The 16,624-nt window shown below is 62.2% G+C and carries 13 protein-coding genes; 7 read left to right on the forward strand and 6 right to left on the reverse strand.

Features of this window, described 5'->3' with window-relative positions; translation table 11 throughout:
• The first annotated feature begins 1 nt into the window (after window position 1).
• The 4 genes from NCR40_RS07565 (at window position 2) to NCR40_RS07580 (ending at window position 2,795) form a co-directional block, all read left to right on the forward strand.
• Complete coding sequence (locus NCR40_RS07565) at window positions 2–901, forward strand: DUF1571 domain-containing protein (RefSeq protein WP_250465027.1); 900 nt, start codon at window positions 2–4, stop codon at window positions 899–901.
• Between the two features lie 191 nt (window positions 902–1,092).
• The gene (locus NCR40_RS07570; RefSeq protein WP_244825389.1) at window positions 1,093–1,338 is read left to right on the forward strand and encodes a hypothetical protein; all 246 of its coding nucleotides are present in this window, start codon (window positions 1,093–1,095) and stop codon (window positions 1,336–1,338) included.
• A gap of 108 nt (window positions 1,339–1,446) precedes the next feature.
• Entirely contained in the window at window positions 1,447–2,235 is a 789-nt protein-coding gene (surE, locus tag NCR40_RS07575; protein WP_250509104.1) for a 5'/3'-nucleotidase SurE, read from the forward strand.
• Between the two features lie 110 nt (window positions 2,236–2,345).
• Complete coding sequence (locus NCR40_RS07580; RefSeq protein ID WP_244825391.1) at window positions 2,346–2,795, forward strand: DUF2147 domain-containing protein; 450 nt, start codon at window positions 2,346–2,348, stop codon at window positions 2,793–2,795.
• Window positions 2,796–2,885: 90 nt separating this feature from the next.
• Here the strand turns inward: NCR40_RS07580 and NCR40_RS07585 are convergent, their stop codons facing one another.
• The 6 genes from NCR40_RS07585 to typA all read right to left on the reverse strand — a co-directional run bounded on the left by NCR40_RS07585 (window position 2,886) and on the right by typA (window position 12,637).
• Window positions 2,886–3,257 (reverse strand): transposase, encoded by a 372-nt coding sequence (locus NCR40_RS07585; RefSeq protein WP_244825392.1) that lies wholly within the window; start codon window positions 3,255–3,257, stop codon window positions 2,886–2,888.
• Between the two features lie 137 nt (window positions 3,258–3,394).
• A complete protein-coding gene (zapE, locus tag NCR40_RS07590; protein WP_244825393.1) occupies window positions 3,395–4,492 on the reverse strand; it encodes a cell division protein ZapE in 1,098 nt (365 codons plus the stop codon).
• Between the two features lie 134 nt (window positions 4,493–4,626).
• Window positions 4,627–6,057 carry a dihydrolipoyl dehydrogenase gene (gene lpdA, locus NCR40_RS07595; protein ID WP_250509105.1) on the reverse strand — a complete coding sequence of 477 codons (1,431 nt, stop codon included), beginning with the start codon at window positions 6,055–6,057 and terminating at the stop codon, window positions 4,627–4,629.
• Window positions 6,058–6,150: 93 nt separating this feature from the next.
• Window positions 6,151–7,476, reverse strand: coding sequence for a 2-oxoglutarate dehydrogenase complex dihydrolipoyllysine-residue succinyltransferase (gene odhB / locus NCR40_RS07600; RefSeq protein WP_250465031.1), 1,326 nt, complete (start codon window positions 7,474–7,476; stop codon window positions 6,151–6,153).
• Window positions 7,477–7,606: 130 nt separating this feature from the next.
• On the reverse strand, window positions 7,607–10,468 hold the full coding sequence (locus tag NCR40_RS07605; protein WP_244825396.1) for a 2-oxoglutarate dehydrogenase E1 component: 2,862 nt from the start codon (window positions 10,466–10,468) through the stop codon (window positions 7,607–7,609).
• Between the two features lie 342 nt (window positions 10,469–10,810).
• Window positions 10,811–12,637: a translational GTPase TypA gene (gene typA, locus NCR40_RS07610; protein ID WP_244825397.1), complete on the reverse strand. Its 1,827-nt coding sequence runs from the start codon at window positions 12,635–12,637 to the stop codon at window positions 10,811–10,813.
• Between the two features lie 535 nt (window positions 12,638–13,172).
• On the opposite strand from typA, the gene NCR40_RS07615 reads away from it, so the two are divergent.
• The 3 genes from NCR40_RS07615 to NCR40_RS07625 all read left to right on the forward strand — a co-directional run bounded on the left by NCR40_RS07615 (window position 13,173) and on the right by NCR40_RS07625 (window position 16,620).
• Window positions 13,173–13,688, forward strand: a complete 516-nt coding sequence (locus tag NCR40_RS07615; RefSeq protein ID WP_250509106.1) for a MarR family winged helix-turn-helix transcriptional regulator — start codon at window positions 13,173–13,175, stop codon at window positions 13,686–13,688.
• A gap of 75 nt (window positions 13,689–13,763) precedes the next feature.
• Complete coding sequence (locus NCR40_RS07620; protein ID WP_250465034.1) at window positions 13,764–15,299, forward strand: efflux transporter outer membrane subunit; 1,536 nt, start codon at window positions 13,764–13,766, stop codon at window positions 15,297–15,299.
• Window positions 15,300–15,357: 58 nt separating this feature from the next.
• Window positions 15,358–16,620: an HlyD family secretion protein gene (locus NCR40_RS07625; RefSeq protein ID WP_250509107.1), complete on the forward strand. Its 1,263-nt coding sequence runs from the start codon at window positions 15,358–15,360 to the stop codon at window positions 16,618–16,620.
• The last annotated feature ends 4 nt before the right edge of the window (window positions 16,621–16,624 follow it).

A 16,624-nucleotide genomic window follows, 5' to 3' on the forward strand; every position in this document is an offset into this window, starting at 1 on the left:
CATGCCGCCAGTGCCGTCAGTGCAATTGCGCCGCATCACGAACTGGCGGCTCGCCTGTGCGAGCCTGTGTTTTCTGCTGCTCGCGATGTTCGCGCTGTTCGAATCGCACGCGTACGCACAGGTTGCCGCGGACCGCGTCGCCACGCTCGATGCCGATCAGCAGGTTGCGTGGCTGACCGGCGCAGCGGCGAGCGGCGAGCTTGCGGCGCTCGACGACGAGCAACTCGTCACCCTCTTCCAGTCGCTCGATCCTCACACGCTGCCGCGTTACTTGAGCGCGGGCACGCACCGCTTTGCATCGTGCGAATTCACCATGTGGCGGCGCGAACGCGTGAAGGGAAAATGGCCGAAGCGCGCCGACCACATGCTCGTGCGCGTGACGCGCGAACCGCTGCGCATCTACGCGAAATGGCTGCCCGACGGCGCGCATGCGGGCCAGGAGATCATCTACGACGATTCGACGCGTCCCCGTGAGCTATACGGGCATCTGGGCGGGCTGTTCGGCGTGGTGCCCATGTGGACGAAGATCGACGGCGCCTTTGCGCGCGCGCAGTCGAATCATTCGATCCGCGAACTCAGCATCGACGCCATCACGCAGCGTTTCATCGACGAAGGCCGCCGCTTCATCGAAGCGGGCATCACGCGGCCGGCCAGCGTCGATGTGCGGACCGTCGACGGTGTGCGCGTCGTCGCCCTCACCTACGATACGCCGAGCGGCCAGCCCGACTTCTACGCCAAGCGCGAGGTGCTCGGTCTCGATCTGACGCGTCCGCTTTTGCGCAGCATCGAATCGTTCGACAACGACGGCGAGCAGTTCGAAAGCATCGTGCTCGAACGCATCGATCCCAAGCCCTTCGACGACCTGACGTTCGACCCGAAAAATCCCGACTATCGCTTCTGATGGCGGCGCTCTGAAGTGCTCGCTGACTTGACGACACACGCTGTAACGAGCGCGATTTTCCGGCATCGGTTAATTTTAAGTTTCGCCTAAGAATCGGCTTCTAACCTTGCCGGACTTCATCGACATCAACGTCGGCTGCCGGATGTCACCGACGCCCAGAATCGTCATGTAACAACCAAGGAGTTCGGTCCATGAACCTCCGTTTAGCTTCCGCTTCGGCGCCCGTGCGGGCCATCAAACGGCTGCTCAGCCATCACGAAATCGCCACGCTGCTTTTGCTTTTGCACGCGCCGATCGACGCCATGGCCGCGACGCCGGATGTCGCTTCATTGCAGGAATATGGCTACGTCGAAATCGTGTCTCCCGAAGCGGGCGCACCGAAAGTCCGGCTGACCGAAGACGGCAATGCCGTATTGCGTGGGTTGGGCGTTCGCTAAAGACGCGCGCTTGGCACGCGCTTGGCACGCGCTCGACACTCATTCGGCGTCGCGATCTCTGTAATAATCGGTTGATCCCATTCACAACCGACCAAGGAGTGATTCGCGATGTCCGCTACTGAACCCATCGTTCAACGTGTGCTGCTCACCAACGACGACGGCATCGACGCCCCCGGCCTTGCCGTGCTCGAAGCCGTCGCCCGCGAAATCGCGCACGAAGTCTGGGTGATCGCACCCGAGCACGATCAGAGCGGCACGTCGCACTCCATCAGTCTTCATTCGCCGTTGCGCGTGTCGCGTCAGGGCGAACGGCGCTTCGGCGTGCAAGGCACACCCGGCGACTGCGTCGTGATGGCCGCGCGCCATCTCATGAAAGATGCGCCGCCCGATCTCGTGCTTTCTGGCATCAATCGCGGTGCGAATCTTGGCGTCGAGACCATGTTTTCCGGCACGGTCGGCGCAGCCATGACAGGCTTGCTGCTCGGCTTGCCGTCCATCGCGTTGAGCCAGACATTTTCGGATCGCGACAACGTGCGCTGGGACACGGCGAGCGCGCTCGCGCCCGGCGTGATCCGTCGGTTGCTCGCCATCTCGCACGACGCGCCGACGTGTCTCAACGTCAACTTCCCCGATTGCGATGCAGAAGCCGCCGGTCCGCTTACCGTGACGCGGCAAGGCGTCGGGCTCGTGGAAGGTATCGACGTCATCGCGGAAGTCGACCCGCGCGGTCTCGATTACTACTGGCTACGCTTTCAACGCGGCGCACGTGAGAATGCGCCCGACAGCGAGACGGCGAACGTGGCGGCCCGACGCATTGCGGTGACGCCGCTCAATTTCGATCGCACCGACGCCCGCACCTTCGCCACGCTCGAAGCCGGCTTGCGCGGCGCACGGTAGCGCGATGTTGGCTAGAACGTTTCCTCTCAGACGCAGATACGGCTTTCTCGTATGCTGACGCGACCCGCCGTACCAGCGCGCGGGATGACGATTAAGAAAGGAGACACCCTATGAAGCGTGCGATCAGCCGCGCATGCGCCGCTGCGCTCTTCGCGTTGTCGGCGGCAAGCGCGTTTGCGCAAGCGCCTACGCCCGTTGGCACATGGCAGACTATCGACGATGCCACGGGCAAGCCGAAGGCGATCATTCAGATCGTCGACGACGGCAGCGGCCAGTTGTCGGGACGCGTGGTGCGCGGCATCGGCGAATTCGATCATCCGGAGCGGCGCTGCACGGCCTGCACCGACGAGCGGCGCGATCAACTGGTGAAAGGCATGACCATCATCACCGGTCTCAGGCAGAACGGCGACACCTGGGAAGACGGGCAGATTCTCGACCCTGAAAACGGCAAGCTCTACAAGTGCAAGATGAAGCTCGAGGACGGCGGACAGAAACTCGTGGTGCGCGGGTATATCGGCGTGTCGCTCCTGGGGCGCTCGCAGACATGGTTGCGTCAGTGATCTCGCTCAAATGAAAAAACCGGCCAAGGCCGGTTTTCGTTTTGCATCCTCTTTGCAGACGCTTTGCAGACGCTTCGCACGTGGCCGATGTCACGCAGCGCGGCGTTCCGCTTCGACGCTCTCTTCCATGAGCGATGGAAGCTCCGCCGGAACGCGCATGCGAGAAGTCATCAACGCGTAAAGGGACTCGCCTGCCGGGCCGAACAACTGCGTCATCACGCGCAGCAGCACGCCCGATTCGTGCCACGCCTTGAAGCGCCGGTGACAGGTCTGATACGACGGGTATTTGCGCGGCATGGTGGACCACGACGCGCCGCTATACATGACCCAGAGCACGCCATTTAGCACGGCGCGGGTGTTGGCGAGCGGCCGACCGCGCAGTTCGGAACGCGGCCTCAGCTCGGGGAGCAACGGCGCCACCATTTGCCATTCTTCGTCGGACATGTCGCGGTAGGGCTTCACGTTAATTTCTCCAATTTACTGTACCCGGCAACGATACCGAGCGCACCAAAGCGGGGAAATAAGAGTCCTCCTAATCTTGAAAAAGCCCGACAAGCCTTACGCCAATTGGCTGAACGGCTATTTTTGGTTTCTCGGTATTAGGTCAGTGAGATATCCGATAGACGGCGCGGCGACTCCAGATATTCCTTCGACTGCATTTCCACGATGCGCGATACCGTGCGCGCGAATTCATTGGCCATCGGTCCTTCCACGTACAGGTCTTCGGCGGGCACCGCCGCCGACATCAGCAGCTTGACCTTGTGGTCGTAGAACACGTCGATGAGCCACGTAAAGCGACGCGCTTCCGATGCCATGCGCGGCGACATCTGCGGCACGTCCGACAGAATCACGGCGTGAAAGCGGCTCGCGAGTTCGAGGTAATCGTTTTGCGAACGCGGTCCGCCGCACAAGGTCGCGAAATCGAACCAGACGACGCCGTCCGCGCGACGCAGTGCCTTGAGCTCGCGCTTCTCGATATGCAGCAGCGGGCTTTCGTCCGGCACGGCGGCGAGCTTTGCGAAGTCGTCGCGCAAGGCTTTATCCGCGGCCGCGCCGAGCGGCGTGTGATAGGCCTGCACGGTCGAAAGCGTCAGTCTGCGATAGTCGGTGCCGGCATCGACATTCAGGACGTCGAGATGCTTCTTGATGAGCTCGATAGCCGGCAGCAGCCTGTCGCGATGCAGGCCTTCCGGGTACAACGTGTCCGGCTCGTAATTGGACGTCATCACGAACTGCACGCCGTTGGTGAAGAGGCGATCGAGCAGGCGATAAAGAATCATCGCGTCGGCGATATCGGAGACGTGGAACTCGTCGAAGCAGATCAGCCGGTAACGCTTCGCGATGCGCCGCGCGAGTTCGTCGAGCGGATCGGCCTGGCCCTTGAGGTCTTCCAGTTCGCGATGCACCTCGCGCATGAACTCGTGAAAATGCAAACGCGTCTTGCGCTGCACCGGCACGACCGCATAGAAGCTGTCCATCAGAAAGCTCTTGCCGCGCCCTACGCCGCCCCATAGATACACGCCGCGCGGCAGCTCCGGATGCACGAGAAACTTCATGATCGCGTTCGAGCGGCGCGACTTGTAGGAGATCCATTCGTCGTAACAGCGCTGCAGCCGCGCGACCGCCGCGAGCTGCGCCTCGTCCGATCGATAGCCCCGCGTGCGCAGCTCGTTTTCGTAGTATTCGGTGACGTTCATGATGCGGCTTGTAGCGCTGATGCCGTTGAATGTGACGAAGGCGAACGGTTTGATCCGCTCGCCTTCGTTGCGATGCCGGCCGAGCCGGGCCGAGTCCGGCCGGGTCCGACCGGGTCCTTCCAGACCCGGCGAACTTACATGTTCAGCGCGCGTTTATCGACTGCGAGCGCCGCTTCGCGCATGACTTCGGAAAGCGACGGATGCGGATGGCAAATGCGGCCGATGTCTTCGGCGGCCGCCTTGAACTCCATCGCCACCACGGCTTCCGCGATCAGGTCCGACGCGTCGGCCGCGATGATATGCACGCCGAGAATCTCGTCGGTCTTCGCGTCCGCGATCATCTTGACGAAGCCATCCGCACGGCCGATACCCAATGCGCGGCCATTGGCCATCATCGGGAACTGGCCGGACTTGAACTCGCGCCCTTCCGCCTTGAGCTGCTGCTCGGTCTTGCCGACCCACGCGATTTCCGGTTCCGTGTAGATGACCCACGGAATGCAGTTGTAGTCGATATGCGGCTTCTGACCGTCGATGATCTCGGCCACCGCCACGCCTTCGTCTTCCGCCTTGTGCGCGAGCATCGGGCCGCGCACCACGTCGCCGATTGCGTACACGTTCGGCACGGCGGTCGCGCAGTGTTCGTCCACGTCGATGAAACCGCGCTCGTTGGCCTTCAGGCCGATTGCTTCCAGACCGAGATTGTCCGTGTTCGGCACGCGGCCGATGGACACGATCAGGCGGTCCGCTTCCAGCGTCTTTGCATTACCCGTGCTGTCCGTGTACGCGATGGAAACGCCGCTCTCCGTGGTCTTCACTTCGCCGATCTTCACACCGAGGTGAATGTCGAGGCCCTGCTTCTTGAATTGCTTCGCGGCTTCACGCGCGAGCACTTCGTCCGCTGCGCCGAGGAACTGCGGCAGCGCTTCGAGCACGGTCACGTCCGCGCCGAGACGGCGCCACACCGAACCCAGTTCCAGACCGATCACGCCCGCGCCGATCACGGCGAGCTTCTTCGGCACGGCGTCGAAGGACAACGCGCCTTCGTTGTCGGCGACGATCTTGTTGTCGACCGGGATATTCGGCAGATGACGCGCCTTCGAACCCGTGGCGATGATCACGTTCTTCGCCGTGACCGTTTCCGTTTCGCCTTCGCCCGACACTTCGATCTGCACGCCGGCGTCGGTCTTGCCGGCGAACTTGCCGTGACCCTTGAGCCACGTGATCTTGTTCTTGCGGAACAGGAACTCGATGCCCTTCGTCATCTTCTCGACGATGCCGTCCTTGCGCGCGAGCATCTTCGAGACATCGAGCTTCACGTCCGACACGCTGATGCCGTGATCGCCCAGATGCTTCGCCGTGTTCTCGAACTCTTCCGACGACGCGAGCAGCGCCTTCGACGGAATGCAGCCCACGTTCAGGCACGTACCGCCGAGCTTGAGCGTGCCCGCCGGATTTTTCCACTTCTCGATACACGCAACCGACTTGCCGAGCTGCGCTGCGCGAATGGCCGCGATATAGCCACCGGGGCCCGCGCCGATCACGACGACATCAAATTCCTTGGACATGACTTTCCCTTGATATGACTCCGCTCATGCGGAGACGCCCTTCACGGTGCGCGCGAGCCTATCGCGCGCACCAGGGCAACATGCGTTCTACGCTTACAGGTCGAGCAGCAGACGAGCCGGATCTTCCAGCGCGTCCTTCATGGCGACGAGCGACAGCACGGCCTCGCGGCCGTCGATGATGCGGTGATCGTAAGACAGCGCCAGATAGTTCATCGGGCGGATCACGATCTGGCCGTTTTCCACCACGGCGCGTTCCTTGGTGGCGTGCACGCCAAGAATCGCGGACTGCGGCGGGTTGATGATAGGCGTCGACAGCATGGAGCCGAACACGCCGCCATTCGAGATGGAGAACGTGCCGCCCGTCATTTCGTCGATGGACAGCTTGCCGTCCTTCGCCTTCTGACCGAATTCGGCGATCTTCTTCTCGATGTCGGCGAGACTCATCTGATCTGCATTACGCAGAATGGGCACGACGAGACCACGCGGCGAACCGACCGCGATACCGATGTCGAAGTAACCGTGATAGACGATATCGTTACCGTCGATCGACGCGTTCACGAGCGGGAACTTCTTCAGCGCGTGCACGGCGGCCTTCACGAAGAACGACATGAAGCCGAGCTTCACGCCATGTTCCTTCTCGAAGCGGTCCTTGTACTTGTTGCGCAGATCCATGACCGGCGCCATGTTGACTTCGTTGAACGTCGTCAGGATGGCGTTGGTCTGCTGCGATTCGAGCAGACGCTCGGCGATACGCGCACGCAGACGCGACATCGGCACGCGTTGTTCCGGGCGATCCTTGAGCCACTGATCCGCCGATGCGGGCGCCTTCACGTCCGGCAGCGACGGCTTCGCGGCGCGTGCGGCAGCCGGAGCCGGTGCGGCGGCGGGCGCCGGAGCAGCAGCCTTGGCGGGCGCGCCAGCGGAGGATGCCGAAGCGCTGAGTGCATCGCCCTTCGTGATGCGTCCGTCGCGGCCGGAGCCTGCAACCTGGTCCGCGGATACGCCCTTCTCGGCCAGAATCTTCGTGGCCGAAGGCGATGCGGCACCGCCCGTGGCTTGCGCCGAACCTTGCGCGGCCGCCGGAGCAGCAGCCGATGCGGCGGCAGGCTCGGCTTCGGGCGCCGGTTTCACTTCCGCGTCGCCAGCGGCGGCGGCGGCCGGTGCTTCACCGGCCTTGGCTTCGGTGTCGATCTTCGCGATGATTTCATCGGCGGCGACGATATCGCCGTCATGCTTGATGACTTGCGCCAGCACGCCGGCGGACGGTGCGGGCACTTCGAGCACGACTTTGTCGGTCTCGATTTCGATGAGGATTTCGTCCTGGGCGACAGCCTCGCCCGGCTTCTTCTTCCACTGCAGCATGGTCGCTTCTGAAACCGACTCCGAAAGCTGGGGAACCTTGACTTCTACGATAGCCATTTCTGTTTTGTCCTGATACGTGTCTGTATGAATGCGAGCGACGCGATGCACGGCGACCTGACGCCGCATTCGATGCGCGTTTCGCGTACGGGACCGGCGAGCCTTGCCCGCGCGGTCCCGTCAAGCCGTGTTACTTCGCGATCACCTGCGCGCCCTTGAGGCGGCCGAACGCGCCTTCCACGAGCGCCTTCTGTTGCTCGTAGTGCTTCGCGTAGTAACCGACCGCGGGCGAAGCCGAAGCCGGACGGCCGCTATATGCGAGCTTCATGCCGTCCTTCATGCCTTCACGCAGATGGTGCTCGATGTAGAACCAGGCACCCTGGTTCTGCGGCTCGTCCTGCACCCAGACCACTTCGGTCGCGTTCTCGTATTTCTTGAGCTCCGCGTCGAACTGCTTGTGCGCGAACGGATAGAGCTGCTCGATACGCACGATGGCGACGTCGTTGCTCTTCGCTTCGCGGCGATGCGCGACGATGTCGTAATACACGCGGCCCGAGCAGACGACCACGCGCTTGACCTTCTTCGCGTCGATGGCCTCGTCCACTTCGCCAATGACCGGCTGGAACGAACCCTTCGCCAGTTCCGACAGGTCCGACACGGCTTCCTTGTGACGCAGAAGCGACTTCGGCGTGGCGATGATCAGCGGCTTTCTGAACAAGCGGATCATCTGGCGGCGCAACAGATGGAAGATTTGCGCCGGCGTGGTGGGCTGCACCACCTGCATGTTGTGATCCGCGCACAACTGCAGGAAACGTTCGATACGCGCCGACGAGTGCTCCGGACCTTGGCCTTCGTAGCCGTGCGGCAGCAGCATGGTGAGACCCGAGACGCGGCCCCATTTCACTTCGCCCGACGAGATGAACTGGTCGATCACGACCTGCGCGCCGTTCACGAAGTCGCCGAACTGCGCTTCCCACGCGACGAACGTGTTCGGCTCGGCGGTCGAATAACCGTATTCGAAACCGAGCACGGCTTCTTCGGACAACACGGAGTCGATCACCGAGAACTTGGCCTGACCTTCGGCAATGTTCTGCAGCGGAATGTACGTGCCGTCGTTCCAGCGTTCGCGGTTCTGATCGTGCAGCACCGCGTGACGGTGCGTGAACGTGCCGCGGCCCGAGTCCTGACCCGTCAGACGCACCGCATAACCCGAAGCGACCAGCGACGCGAACGCGAGATGCTCGCCCATGCCCCAGTCGAGCTTGGCTTCGCCACGGCCCATGGCGCGGCGATCGTTGATCACGCGCTCGACGAGCGGATGCACCTTGAAGTTTTCCGGGATCGTGGTGATGCGCTCGGCCAGCCGCTTGAGTTCGGCGAGCGGCACGGCGGTGTCGGCCGCGTCGGTCCACTTGCGATTCAGGAACGGCACCCAGTCCACCGCGTACTTGCTTTTATAGTTCGAGAGCACCGGGTCGATGGTGTGGTGACCTTCGTCCATTGCCGTGCGGTACGCCTTGACGTATTCGTCCGCGACTTCGGGCGTGATGACGCCTTGCTGCACGAGCTTTTCGGCATACAGCGCGCGCGTGCCCGGATGCTTGGCAATGGTCTTGTACATCAGCGGCTGCGTGACCGCCGGCGTGTCCTGCTCGTTGTGACCGAGCTTGCGGAAGCAGACGATATCGACGACCACGTCCTTATGGAACTTCGTGCGGAAGTCGATCGCGAGCTGCGTGGCGAGCACCACGGCTTCGGGATCGTCGCCGTTCACGTGCAGCACCGGCGCTTCGATCATCTTGACGACGTCCGAGCAGTACAGCGTCGAGCGAGAGTCGCGCGGGTCCGAGGTCGTGAAGCCGATCTGATTGTTGATGACGATATGCAGCGTGCCGTGCGTGCCGTAGCCGCGCGTCTGCGCGAGGTTCAGCGTTTCCATCACGACGCCCTGGCCCGCGAAAGCGGCGTCGCCGTGAATCTGCACCGGCAGCACTTGCAGGCCTTCTTCGTCGCCACGGCGATCCATCCGCGCCTTGGCCGACCCTTCGACCACCGGGTTCACGATTTCCAGATGCGACGGGTTGAACGCGAGCGACAGGTGAACCGGGCCGCCATCGGTCGAGACGTCCGACGAGAAACCCTTGTGATACTTGACGTCGCCAGCCGGCAGGTCATCGACGTGCTTGCCTTCGAATTCGGCGAAGAGGTCGGCGGGCATCTTGCCGAGCGTATTGACCAGCACGTTCAGACGCCCGCGGTGCGCCATGCCGATGACGATTTCCTGCACGCCGTTCGCGCCTGCGTGACGGACGACTTCGTCCATCGACGCGATGAAGCTCTCGCCGCCTTCCAGCGAGAAGCGCTTCTGACCGACGTACTTGGTGTGCAGGAAACGCTCGAGGCCTTCGGCGGCCGTCAGGCGATTCAGGATGTGCTTCTTCTTGTCGTTCGAGAAGTTGGGCGTCGAGCGCGTCGACTCGAGCTTCTCTTTCCACCAGCGCTTTTGTTCGGGGTCGCTGATGTACATGTATTCGGCGCCGATCTTGCCGCAATACGTGTCACGCAATGCCTTGACGATCTCGCGCAGGCTCGCGCGCTCGAAACCGAAATACAGGTTCGTGGCGCTGAACGTCTGGTCCATGTCGGCTTCGGTGAAGTCGTAGAACGCAGGTTCGAGTTCAGGAATATGCGGACGCTCGCGGCGCTTGAGCGGATCGAGGTCGGCCAGTTGCGAGCCGAGGAAGCGATATGCGCCGATCAGTGACTGGACGTAGACCTGCTTGCGCGCGGTGGCGAGATCTTCGCCGCCGCCTTCACGAGGAACGAAGGCGTTGGACTTCGCGCGCTGCGCAAAGGATTCGACGATAGGGCCGTGAGCCACGTCGCTCTGAGCCGTGCCGTCGGATGCTGGCACGTTCTGAAGCGCGTCGAAATAGGTACGCCAAGTCTCGGGGACCGACGCCGGGTTGTCTAGATATTGCTCGTACAGTTCTTCTACGTACGGAGCGTTACCGCCGAACAAATAGGAGTTCGACTGGAATTGCTTCATCATTTTACGCTCACCTTTCTTCGAGTTTCTCGAGGAAGTGCGGGTTAAGAAACCTTCCGCGCCACGGCCTGACCGTTTAGCGGATTGCGCGAATCAAGTCTGCTTGGAAGGACCTAAAAAGCGACAGCTAATCCGATTAGCATAGCACAGAACCAATCGTCATATGACAGGTGGTCGCACCTTGGAGCCTCGGCTTCGCCCTTCTGCAACGCAGATGTGCGGGCATTCGCGCGATAAGCAAGCGATGTTATTGCGCGCGCGTCGGCAGCACTTTCGGAAGCTTTAGCGATGAGATAAAAAAAGCCGCCCGAAGGCGGCTTTGTCACTTGCATGCGAACGAACGCATTAGTCGGTTGCGCCTTCACGGCTCGCGCGACGACGCTCGTGTTCCTTCAGATGACGCTTGCGCAGGCGGATGGACTGCGGCGTCACCTCGACGAGTTCGTCGTCGTCGATGAACTCGACCGCGTATTCCAGCGACAGCTGAACCGGCGGCACGAGACGCACGGCTTCGTCCGTACCCGATGCGCGCACGTTGGTAAGCTGCTTACCCTTGATCGGGTTCACGACCAGGTCGTTGTCGCGGCTATGGATACCGATGATCATGCCTTCGTACAGCGCGTCGCCCGGCGTCACGAACATGCGGCCGCGATCCTGCAGCTTCCACAGTGCGTAGGCGACAGCGGCGCCATCGTCTTGCGAGATCAGCACGCCATTGCGACGTTCGCCGACCGAACCTTCCTTCACCGGCGAGTACGAGTCGAACGTATGGCTCATCAGACCCGTCCCGCGCGTAAGCGTCAGGAATTCGCTCTGGAAACCGATCAGACCGCGCGCCGAAATCTTGTATTCGAGACGCGTACGGCCACGGCCGTCGGACGTCATGTCGAGCATTTCGCCCTTGCGACGGCCGAGTTCTTCCATCACGCCGCCCTGATGCTGGTCTTCGATATCCACCGTCAGGTTTTCATACGGCTCGTGCTTCACGCCGTCGATTTCTTGCAGCACCACGCGCGGGCGCGACACGGCGAGTTCGTAACCTTCACGGCGCATGTTCTCGACCAGAATGGTCAGATGCAGTTCGCCGCGACCCGACACTTCGAACGTGGTTTCGTCGCCCGTGTCTTTCACGCGCAGCGCCACGTTGTGGTTCAGTTCCTTCGTGAGACGGTCGCGAATCTGGCGGCTCGTCACGAACTTGCCTTCCTTTCCCGCGAGCGGCGACGAGTTCACGAGGAAGTTCATCGTGAGCGTGGGTTCGTCGACGGTGATCATGGGCAGCGCTTCGGGATTTTCCGGCGCGCAGATGGTCACGCCGATACCGATTTCCTCGATACCGTTGATCAGCACGATGTCGCCCGCCTGCGCTTCCTCGACCTGCACGCGCTCGAGGCCGTGGAACGACAGCACCTGATTGATCTTGCGATTGATGATCGCGCCGTCCGGACCCGAACGCACGGCCACTTGCATGCCCGGGCGGATACGACCGCGCGCCACGCGACCCACGCCGATACGGCCGACATACGAGTTGTAGTCGAGCGAAGTGATCTGCAGTTGCAGGGGACCATCTGGGTCCGACGGGCGTACCGGCACGTGTTCCAGAATGGCTTCGAAGAGCGGACGCATGGTGCCTTCGCGCACTTCGGGGTCGAGACCGGCATAGCCGTTCAGGCCCGACGCGTAGACGATCGGGAAGTCGAGTTGCTCTTCGGTCGCGCCCAGCTTGTCGAACAGATCGAACGTCTGGTTGATCACCCAGTCGATACGCGCGCCCGGACGGTCCACCTTGTTGATGACGACGATGGGCTTGAGACCGAGCGCGAGCGCCTTCTTGGTCACGAAGCGCGTTTGCGGCATCGGGCCTTCGACGGCGTCGACGAGCAACAGCACGGAATCGACCATGGAGAGCACACGCTCCACTTCACCGCCGAAGTCGGCGTGTCCCGGCGTGTCGACGATATTGATGTGCGTGCCTTCGTATTCGACCGCGCAATTCTTCGCCAGGATCGTGATGCCGCGTTCTTTTTCGATGTCGTTCGAGTCCATGACCCGTTCGGCGACCTGTTGGTTTTCCCGGAACGTGCCCGATTGACGGAGCAACTGGTCGACGAGCGTGGTCTTGCCGTGGTCGACGTGGGCGATGATTGCGATATTGCGTAGGGCGCGAGTCATAGAAGGTATCTTGGTTATGCGCCGTCGAAGCAGGCCTGAGTCCATCCAGAACATTCTGGATAAGGAGGCGTCGTGGCTCGGCAGGCCGTCTTTGACGCAATGCTGTTCCGACTGAGCTTGTCCGGCAGCGCGCAAGTTCCTTGTGCGCTGCATTCCGTCCGGCTTATGTCTTTCGGACGTAGTTCTTGTACTTCGCGGGTACTTCGTCTTGTACTTCGCGGGTACTTGGCTCGTTACTTCGCTTGTTACTTCGGACGGCTCGTCAGTCGGCGCAGTTGCATGTGAATCACGGTCCCGGCGCGGTGAGAACCGTAAATTATAGCACGCACGGAAGTCACTTTCTGACAATAGGCCGCGACCCGTAATTGCAATGTTGCGCCGCCGCCGCGTCATCTATGTGAAAAACGCGCTTGGCTTAGTGCGGCGGGCCGCCCCGGCCGATTATTAAGCGTTCTTGGAAAAGATTCTTGCAGCGACATCTTGCCCTACCTATAATACTGCCTAGTCAATTATTGCGACCGCACAAGAATTTACAATGAGTGAGGCTCCAAAACCCGCTGGCATCGGCGATTACGTCCTGAGCGAAAGCGTGGGCTACCTCATCAGCCGGGTGCGCTCCACCATGTGGAACATGGTGACGCAGCACACCTCCTCCGAGCTCGGCATTACCGGAACGCAGGCGAGCATTATGTTCATGCTGGCGGTGGGCAAATGCGCGACGGCGGCGGATATTGCACGTGAGTACGGTATCGACGCAAGCGCGGTCACGCGTCTGATCGACCGGCTGGAGAAGCGCGGCCTGCTGTCGCGCGTGCGCAGCGAGGCGGACCGGCGCGTGGTTCGACTGGCGCTCACCGAAGACGGCCGCGTGATGGCCGAACAAGTGCCCGCCATCTTTACAAGCGTCCTGGACAATCTTCTTGCAGGCTTCACGCCCGAGGAAGTCGGATTTCTCAAGAGCATGCTGCGACGCGTACTGGCAAACTCGTGCGACTCCGCCGCGGCCCTCGCGCTGAACGCGAACGACAAGCCCGCGACGTCATTGCGATGACAAGCAAATCCGCCGCTACGGCGCAAAAAAATGATTGCAACGTCCATCTTTAATTCTCATCTCAAGAGACGAGCGATGAAACACCTATCCTTGCCGGCGCTCCGAGGCATCGGGCTGCCGGGAAGCGCGAAGACCGCGTTGGCGGCCGCCGCTGCCGCGCTGGCAATCGCCGGATGCGCGAACTATTCGGGCATTTCGAGCGACAAGACGATCGCCACGCCCGACAACTACAGCGCCACGCAAAGCGTGCCGGGACAAGGCGGCCAGTGGCCGTCGCTCGACTGGGCTAAGCAGTTCGGCGACCCGCAATTGCCGCAACTCATCGACGAAGCGCTTGCGGACAATCCGAGCATTGCGCAGGCGCAATCGCGAATCGCAAAGGCATCGTCGTATATCGAAACCTCGCGTTCGGCGCTGTCGCCTAAGGTCAACGGTTCGTATTCGTGGACTCGCGAGCTCTACTCCGCCAACGCGCTGTTCCCGCCGCCCTACGGTGGAACGTGGTTCAGCGAGAACAACGTGCTTGCCAGCGCGTCTTGGGATCTCGACCTCTGGGGCAAGAATCGCGCGCGTCTGAATCAAGCGGTCTCGCTGGAAAAGGCGGCCGAGGCTGACATGCAGCAGGCGCGCGTGACGCTCGCGGCGTCGGTGGCACGCACATATAACCAGCTTGCGTTGCTTTACGCACTGCGCGATGTCACCCAGCGCGAGATTTCGAATCGCGAGAACGTCGGCCGCATCACCAACGGACGCGTAACCGCCGGTCTCGATACCAATGTGGAACGCCGCACCGCCGAAGGCAACACCGCGACGAGCCAGACCAACCTCAGCGAACTCGACGGTCAAATCGAGTCGGTGCGCTATCAGCTCGCGGCGCTGCTGGGCAAGGGTCCGGATCGCGGCCTGCAGATCGCCAATCCGGTGATCAATTCGAACGTCACCGTCGCGCTGCCCGACAACGTGCCCGCCGACCTCGTCGCGCGCCGTCCGGACATCGTCGCGGCACGCTGGCAGGTCGAGTCGGCAACGCACAACATCAAGGAAGCGAAGGCCGAGTTCTTCCCGGACATCAACCTCGCCGCGGGCTTCGGTTTCGACGCGTTCGGCTGGGGCCGCTTCCTCACTTCGAGCAGCCGTCAGGTCCAGGCCGGTCCGGCCATCCATCTGCCGATCTTCGATGCCGGCGCACTGCGCGCCCAATTGAAGGGCCGTTATGCCGACTTCGAAGGCGACGTCGCCAACTACAATCAGACGCTCATCAACGCGATGAACGACGTGGCGACAAATATCTCGGCCATCCGCTCGCTCGACCGTCAGATGGGCGACGCCCAACGCGCGCTCGCGGCGGCGTCGAACGCCTACGAGCTCGCGGTGATCCGCTACAAGGCCGGGCTGTCGCCGCAACTGCAAGTGCTGACGGCCGACCAGAACCGCCTCGCCAACGAGCAGACCGTGACCAACCTGCGCTTGAGGCGCAGCGATCTGCAGATCGCGCTGATCAAATCGCTCGGCGGCGGATTCGACGCGACCGATTCGAATCTCGCGATCGACGGCAGCGGACAGCCCAAGGGCACGCAACAGACGGCAAGCCAACCGGCGCAGTCGAACTGAGCCGCGCCCAAGTACAAGAACACGCATCAATATAAATACGAAACATTCGGAGCCTTCAATGAGCGACCTTCAACAAAACGCCGCCGCAGCCGCCGCCGCTCCCGCGCCCAAGCAGCGCAACGGCAAACGCCGCGTGCTCATGACGCTGATCGTGCTCGTCGTCATCATCGCCGCCGTGGCGTACGGCCTTTACTACTTCCTCGTCGCGCGCTTTCACGAGTCCACCGACGACGCCTACGTGAACGGCAACGTCGTGCAAATCACGCCGCAAGTGGTTGGCACGGTCATTTCGGTGAACGCGGACGATACCCAGACGGTGAAGGTCGGCGACCCGCTCGTCGCGCTCGATCCCGCCGACTCGAAGGTCGCGCTCGATCAGGCGGAAGCGAATCTCGCGCAGACCGTGCGTCAGGTACGCACCTTCTTCGTCAACAACAACCAGTACGAAGCGCAGATCGCGCTGCGTCGCTCCGACCTCTCGCGTGCCCAGGACGATTTGCGCCGCCGCATGACGGTCGCGCAAACGGGCGCGGTATCGCTGGAAGAAATCTCGCACGCTCGCGACGCCGTGCGCGGCGCGCAGGCGGCGCTCGACTCGGCCCAGCAGGAACTCGCGTCGAACCGTTCGCTGACCTCGAACACGACGATCGCGGATCACCCGAACGTGCTCGCCGCCGCCGCCAAGGTGCGCGACGCGTACATCAACTACGCGCGCAACACGCTGCCCGCGCCGGTGACGGGTTATGTCGCGAAGCGTTCGGTGCAGGTCGGCCAGCGCGTGGCGCCGGGCAATCCGCTGATGGCCATCGTGCCGCTCAACGGCGTGTGGGTCGATGCCAACTTCAAGGAAGTGCAGCTCAAGCACATGCGCATTGGCCAGCCGGTCGATCTGACGGCCGACCTGTACGGTTCGAGCGTGGTCTATCACGGCAAGGTCGTCGGCTTCTCGGCCGGCACGGGTTCGGCCTTCTCGCTTTTGCCCGCCCAGAACGCGACCGGTAACTGGATCAAGGTGGTGCAACGGCTGCCGGTGCGTATCGCGCTCGATCCGAAGGAACTGGAGCAGCATCCGTTGCGTATCGGCCTGTCGATGGATGTCGACGTGACCATCAAGGATGAACAAGGCGGCCAGCTCGGCCAGGCGCCGAACACGGTTTATCAGACCAACGTGTTCGACAAGTACGGCGATCAAGCCGATCAGGAAATCGCGCGCATCATCCAGCAGAACGCGGGCAATGGTCCGCAGGCTTCGTCGGGCGCTTCGTCCTCGCGCGGCAACGGCGCGGCGGCGAAGTCCGCCTCGGCCGCCAAGCTGATGTAAGCGG

Source organism: Caballeronia sp. GACF4 (genome assembly GCF_023631025.1).
Classification (GTDB): Bacteria; Pseudomonadota; Gammaproteobacteria; order Burkholderiales; family Burkholderiaceae; genus Caballeronia.

Excerpts from the sequence above, each read along its gene's own strand:
- NCR40_RS07565 (WP_250465027.1), top strand. The coding sequence starts at position 2 with ATGCCGCCAGTGCCGTCAGTGCAATTGCGCCGCATCACGAACTGGCGG.
- NCR40_RS07570 (WP_244825389.1), top strand. The coding sequence starts at position 1,093 with ATGAACCTCCGTTTAGCTTCCGCTTCGGCGCCCGTGCGGGCCATCAAA.
- surE (WP_250509104.1), top strand. The coding sequence starts at position 1,447 with ATGTCCGCTACTGAACCCATCGTTCAACGTGTGCTGCTCACCAACGAC.
- NCR40_RS07580 (WP_244825391.1), top strand. The coding sequence starts at position 2,346 with ATGAAGCGTGCGATCAGCCGCGCATGCGCCGCTGCGCTCTTCGCGTTG.
- zapE (WP_244825393.1), bottom strand. The coding sequence starts at position 4,492 with ATGAACGTCACCGAATACTACGAAAACGAGCTGCGCACGCGGGGCTAT.
- lpdA (WP_250509105.1), bottom strand. The coding sequence starts at position 6,057 with ATGTCCAAGGAATTTGATGTCGTCGTGATCGGCGCGGGCCCCGGTGGC.
- odhB (WP_250465031.1), bottom strand. The coding sequence starts at position 7,476 with ATGGCTATCGTAGAAGTCAAGGTTCCCCAGCTTTCGGAGTCGGTTTCA.
- NCR40_RS07605 (WP_244825396.1), bottom strand. The coding sequence starts at position 10,468 with ATGATGAAGCAATTCCAGTCGAACTCCTATTTGTTCGGCGGTAACGCT.
- typA (WP_244825397.1), bottom strand. The coding sequence starts at position 12,637 with ATGACTCGCGCCCTACGCAATATCGCAATCATCGCCCACGTCGACCAC.
- NCR40_RS07615 (WP_250509106.1), top strand. The coding sequence starts at position 13,173 with ATGAGTGAGGCTCCAAAACCCGCTGGCATCGGCGATTACGTCCTGAGC.
- NCR40_RS07620 (WP_250465034.1), top strand. The coding sequence starts at position 13,764 with ATGAAACACCTATCCTTGCCGGCGCTCCGAGGCATCGGGCTGCCGGGA.
- NCR40_RS07625 (WP_250509107.1), top strand. The coding sequence starts at position 15,358 with ATGAGCGACCTTCAACAAAACGCCGCCGCAGCCGCCGCCGCTCCCGCG.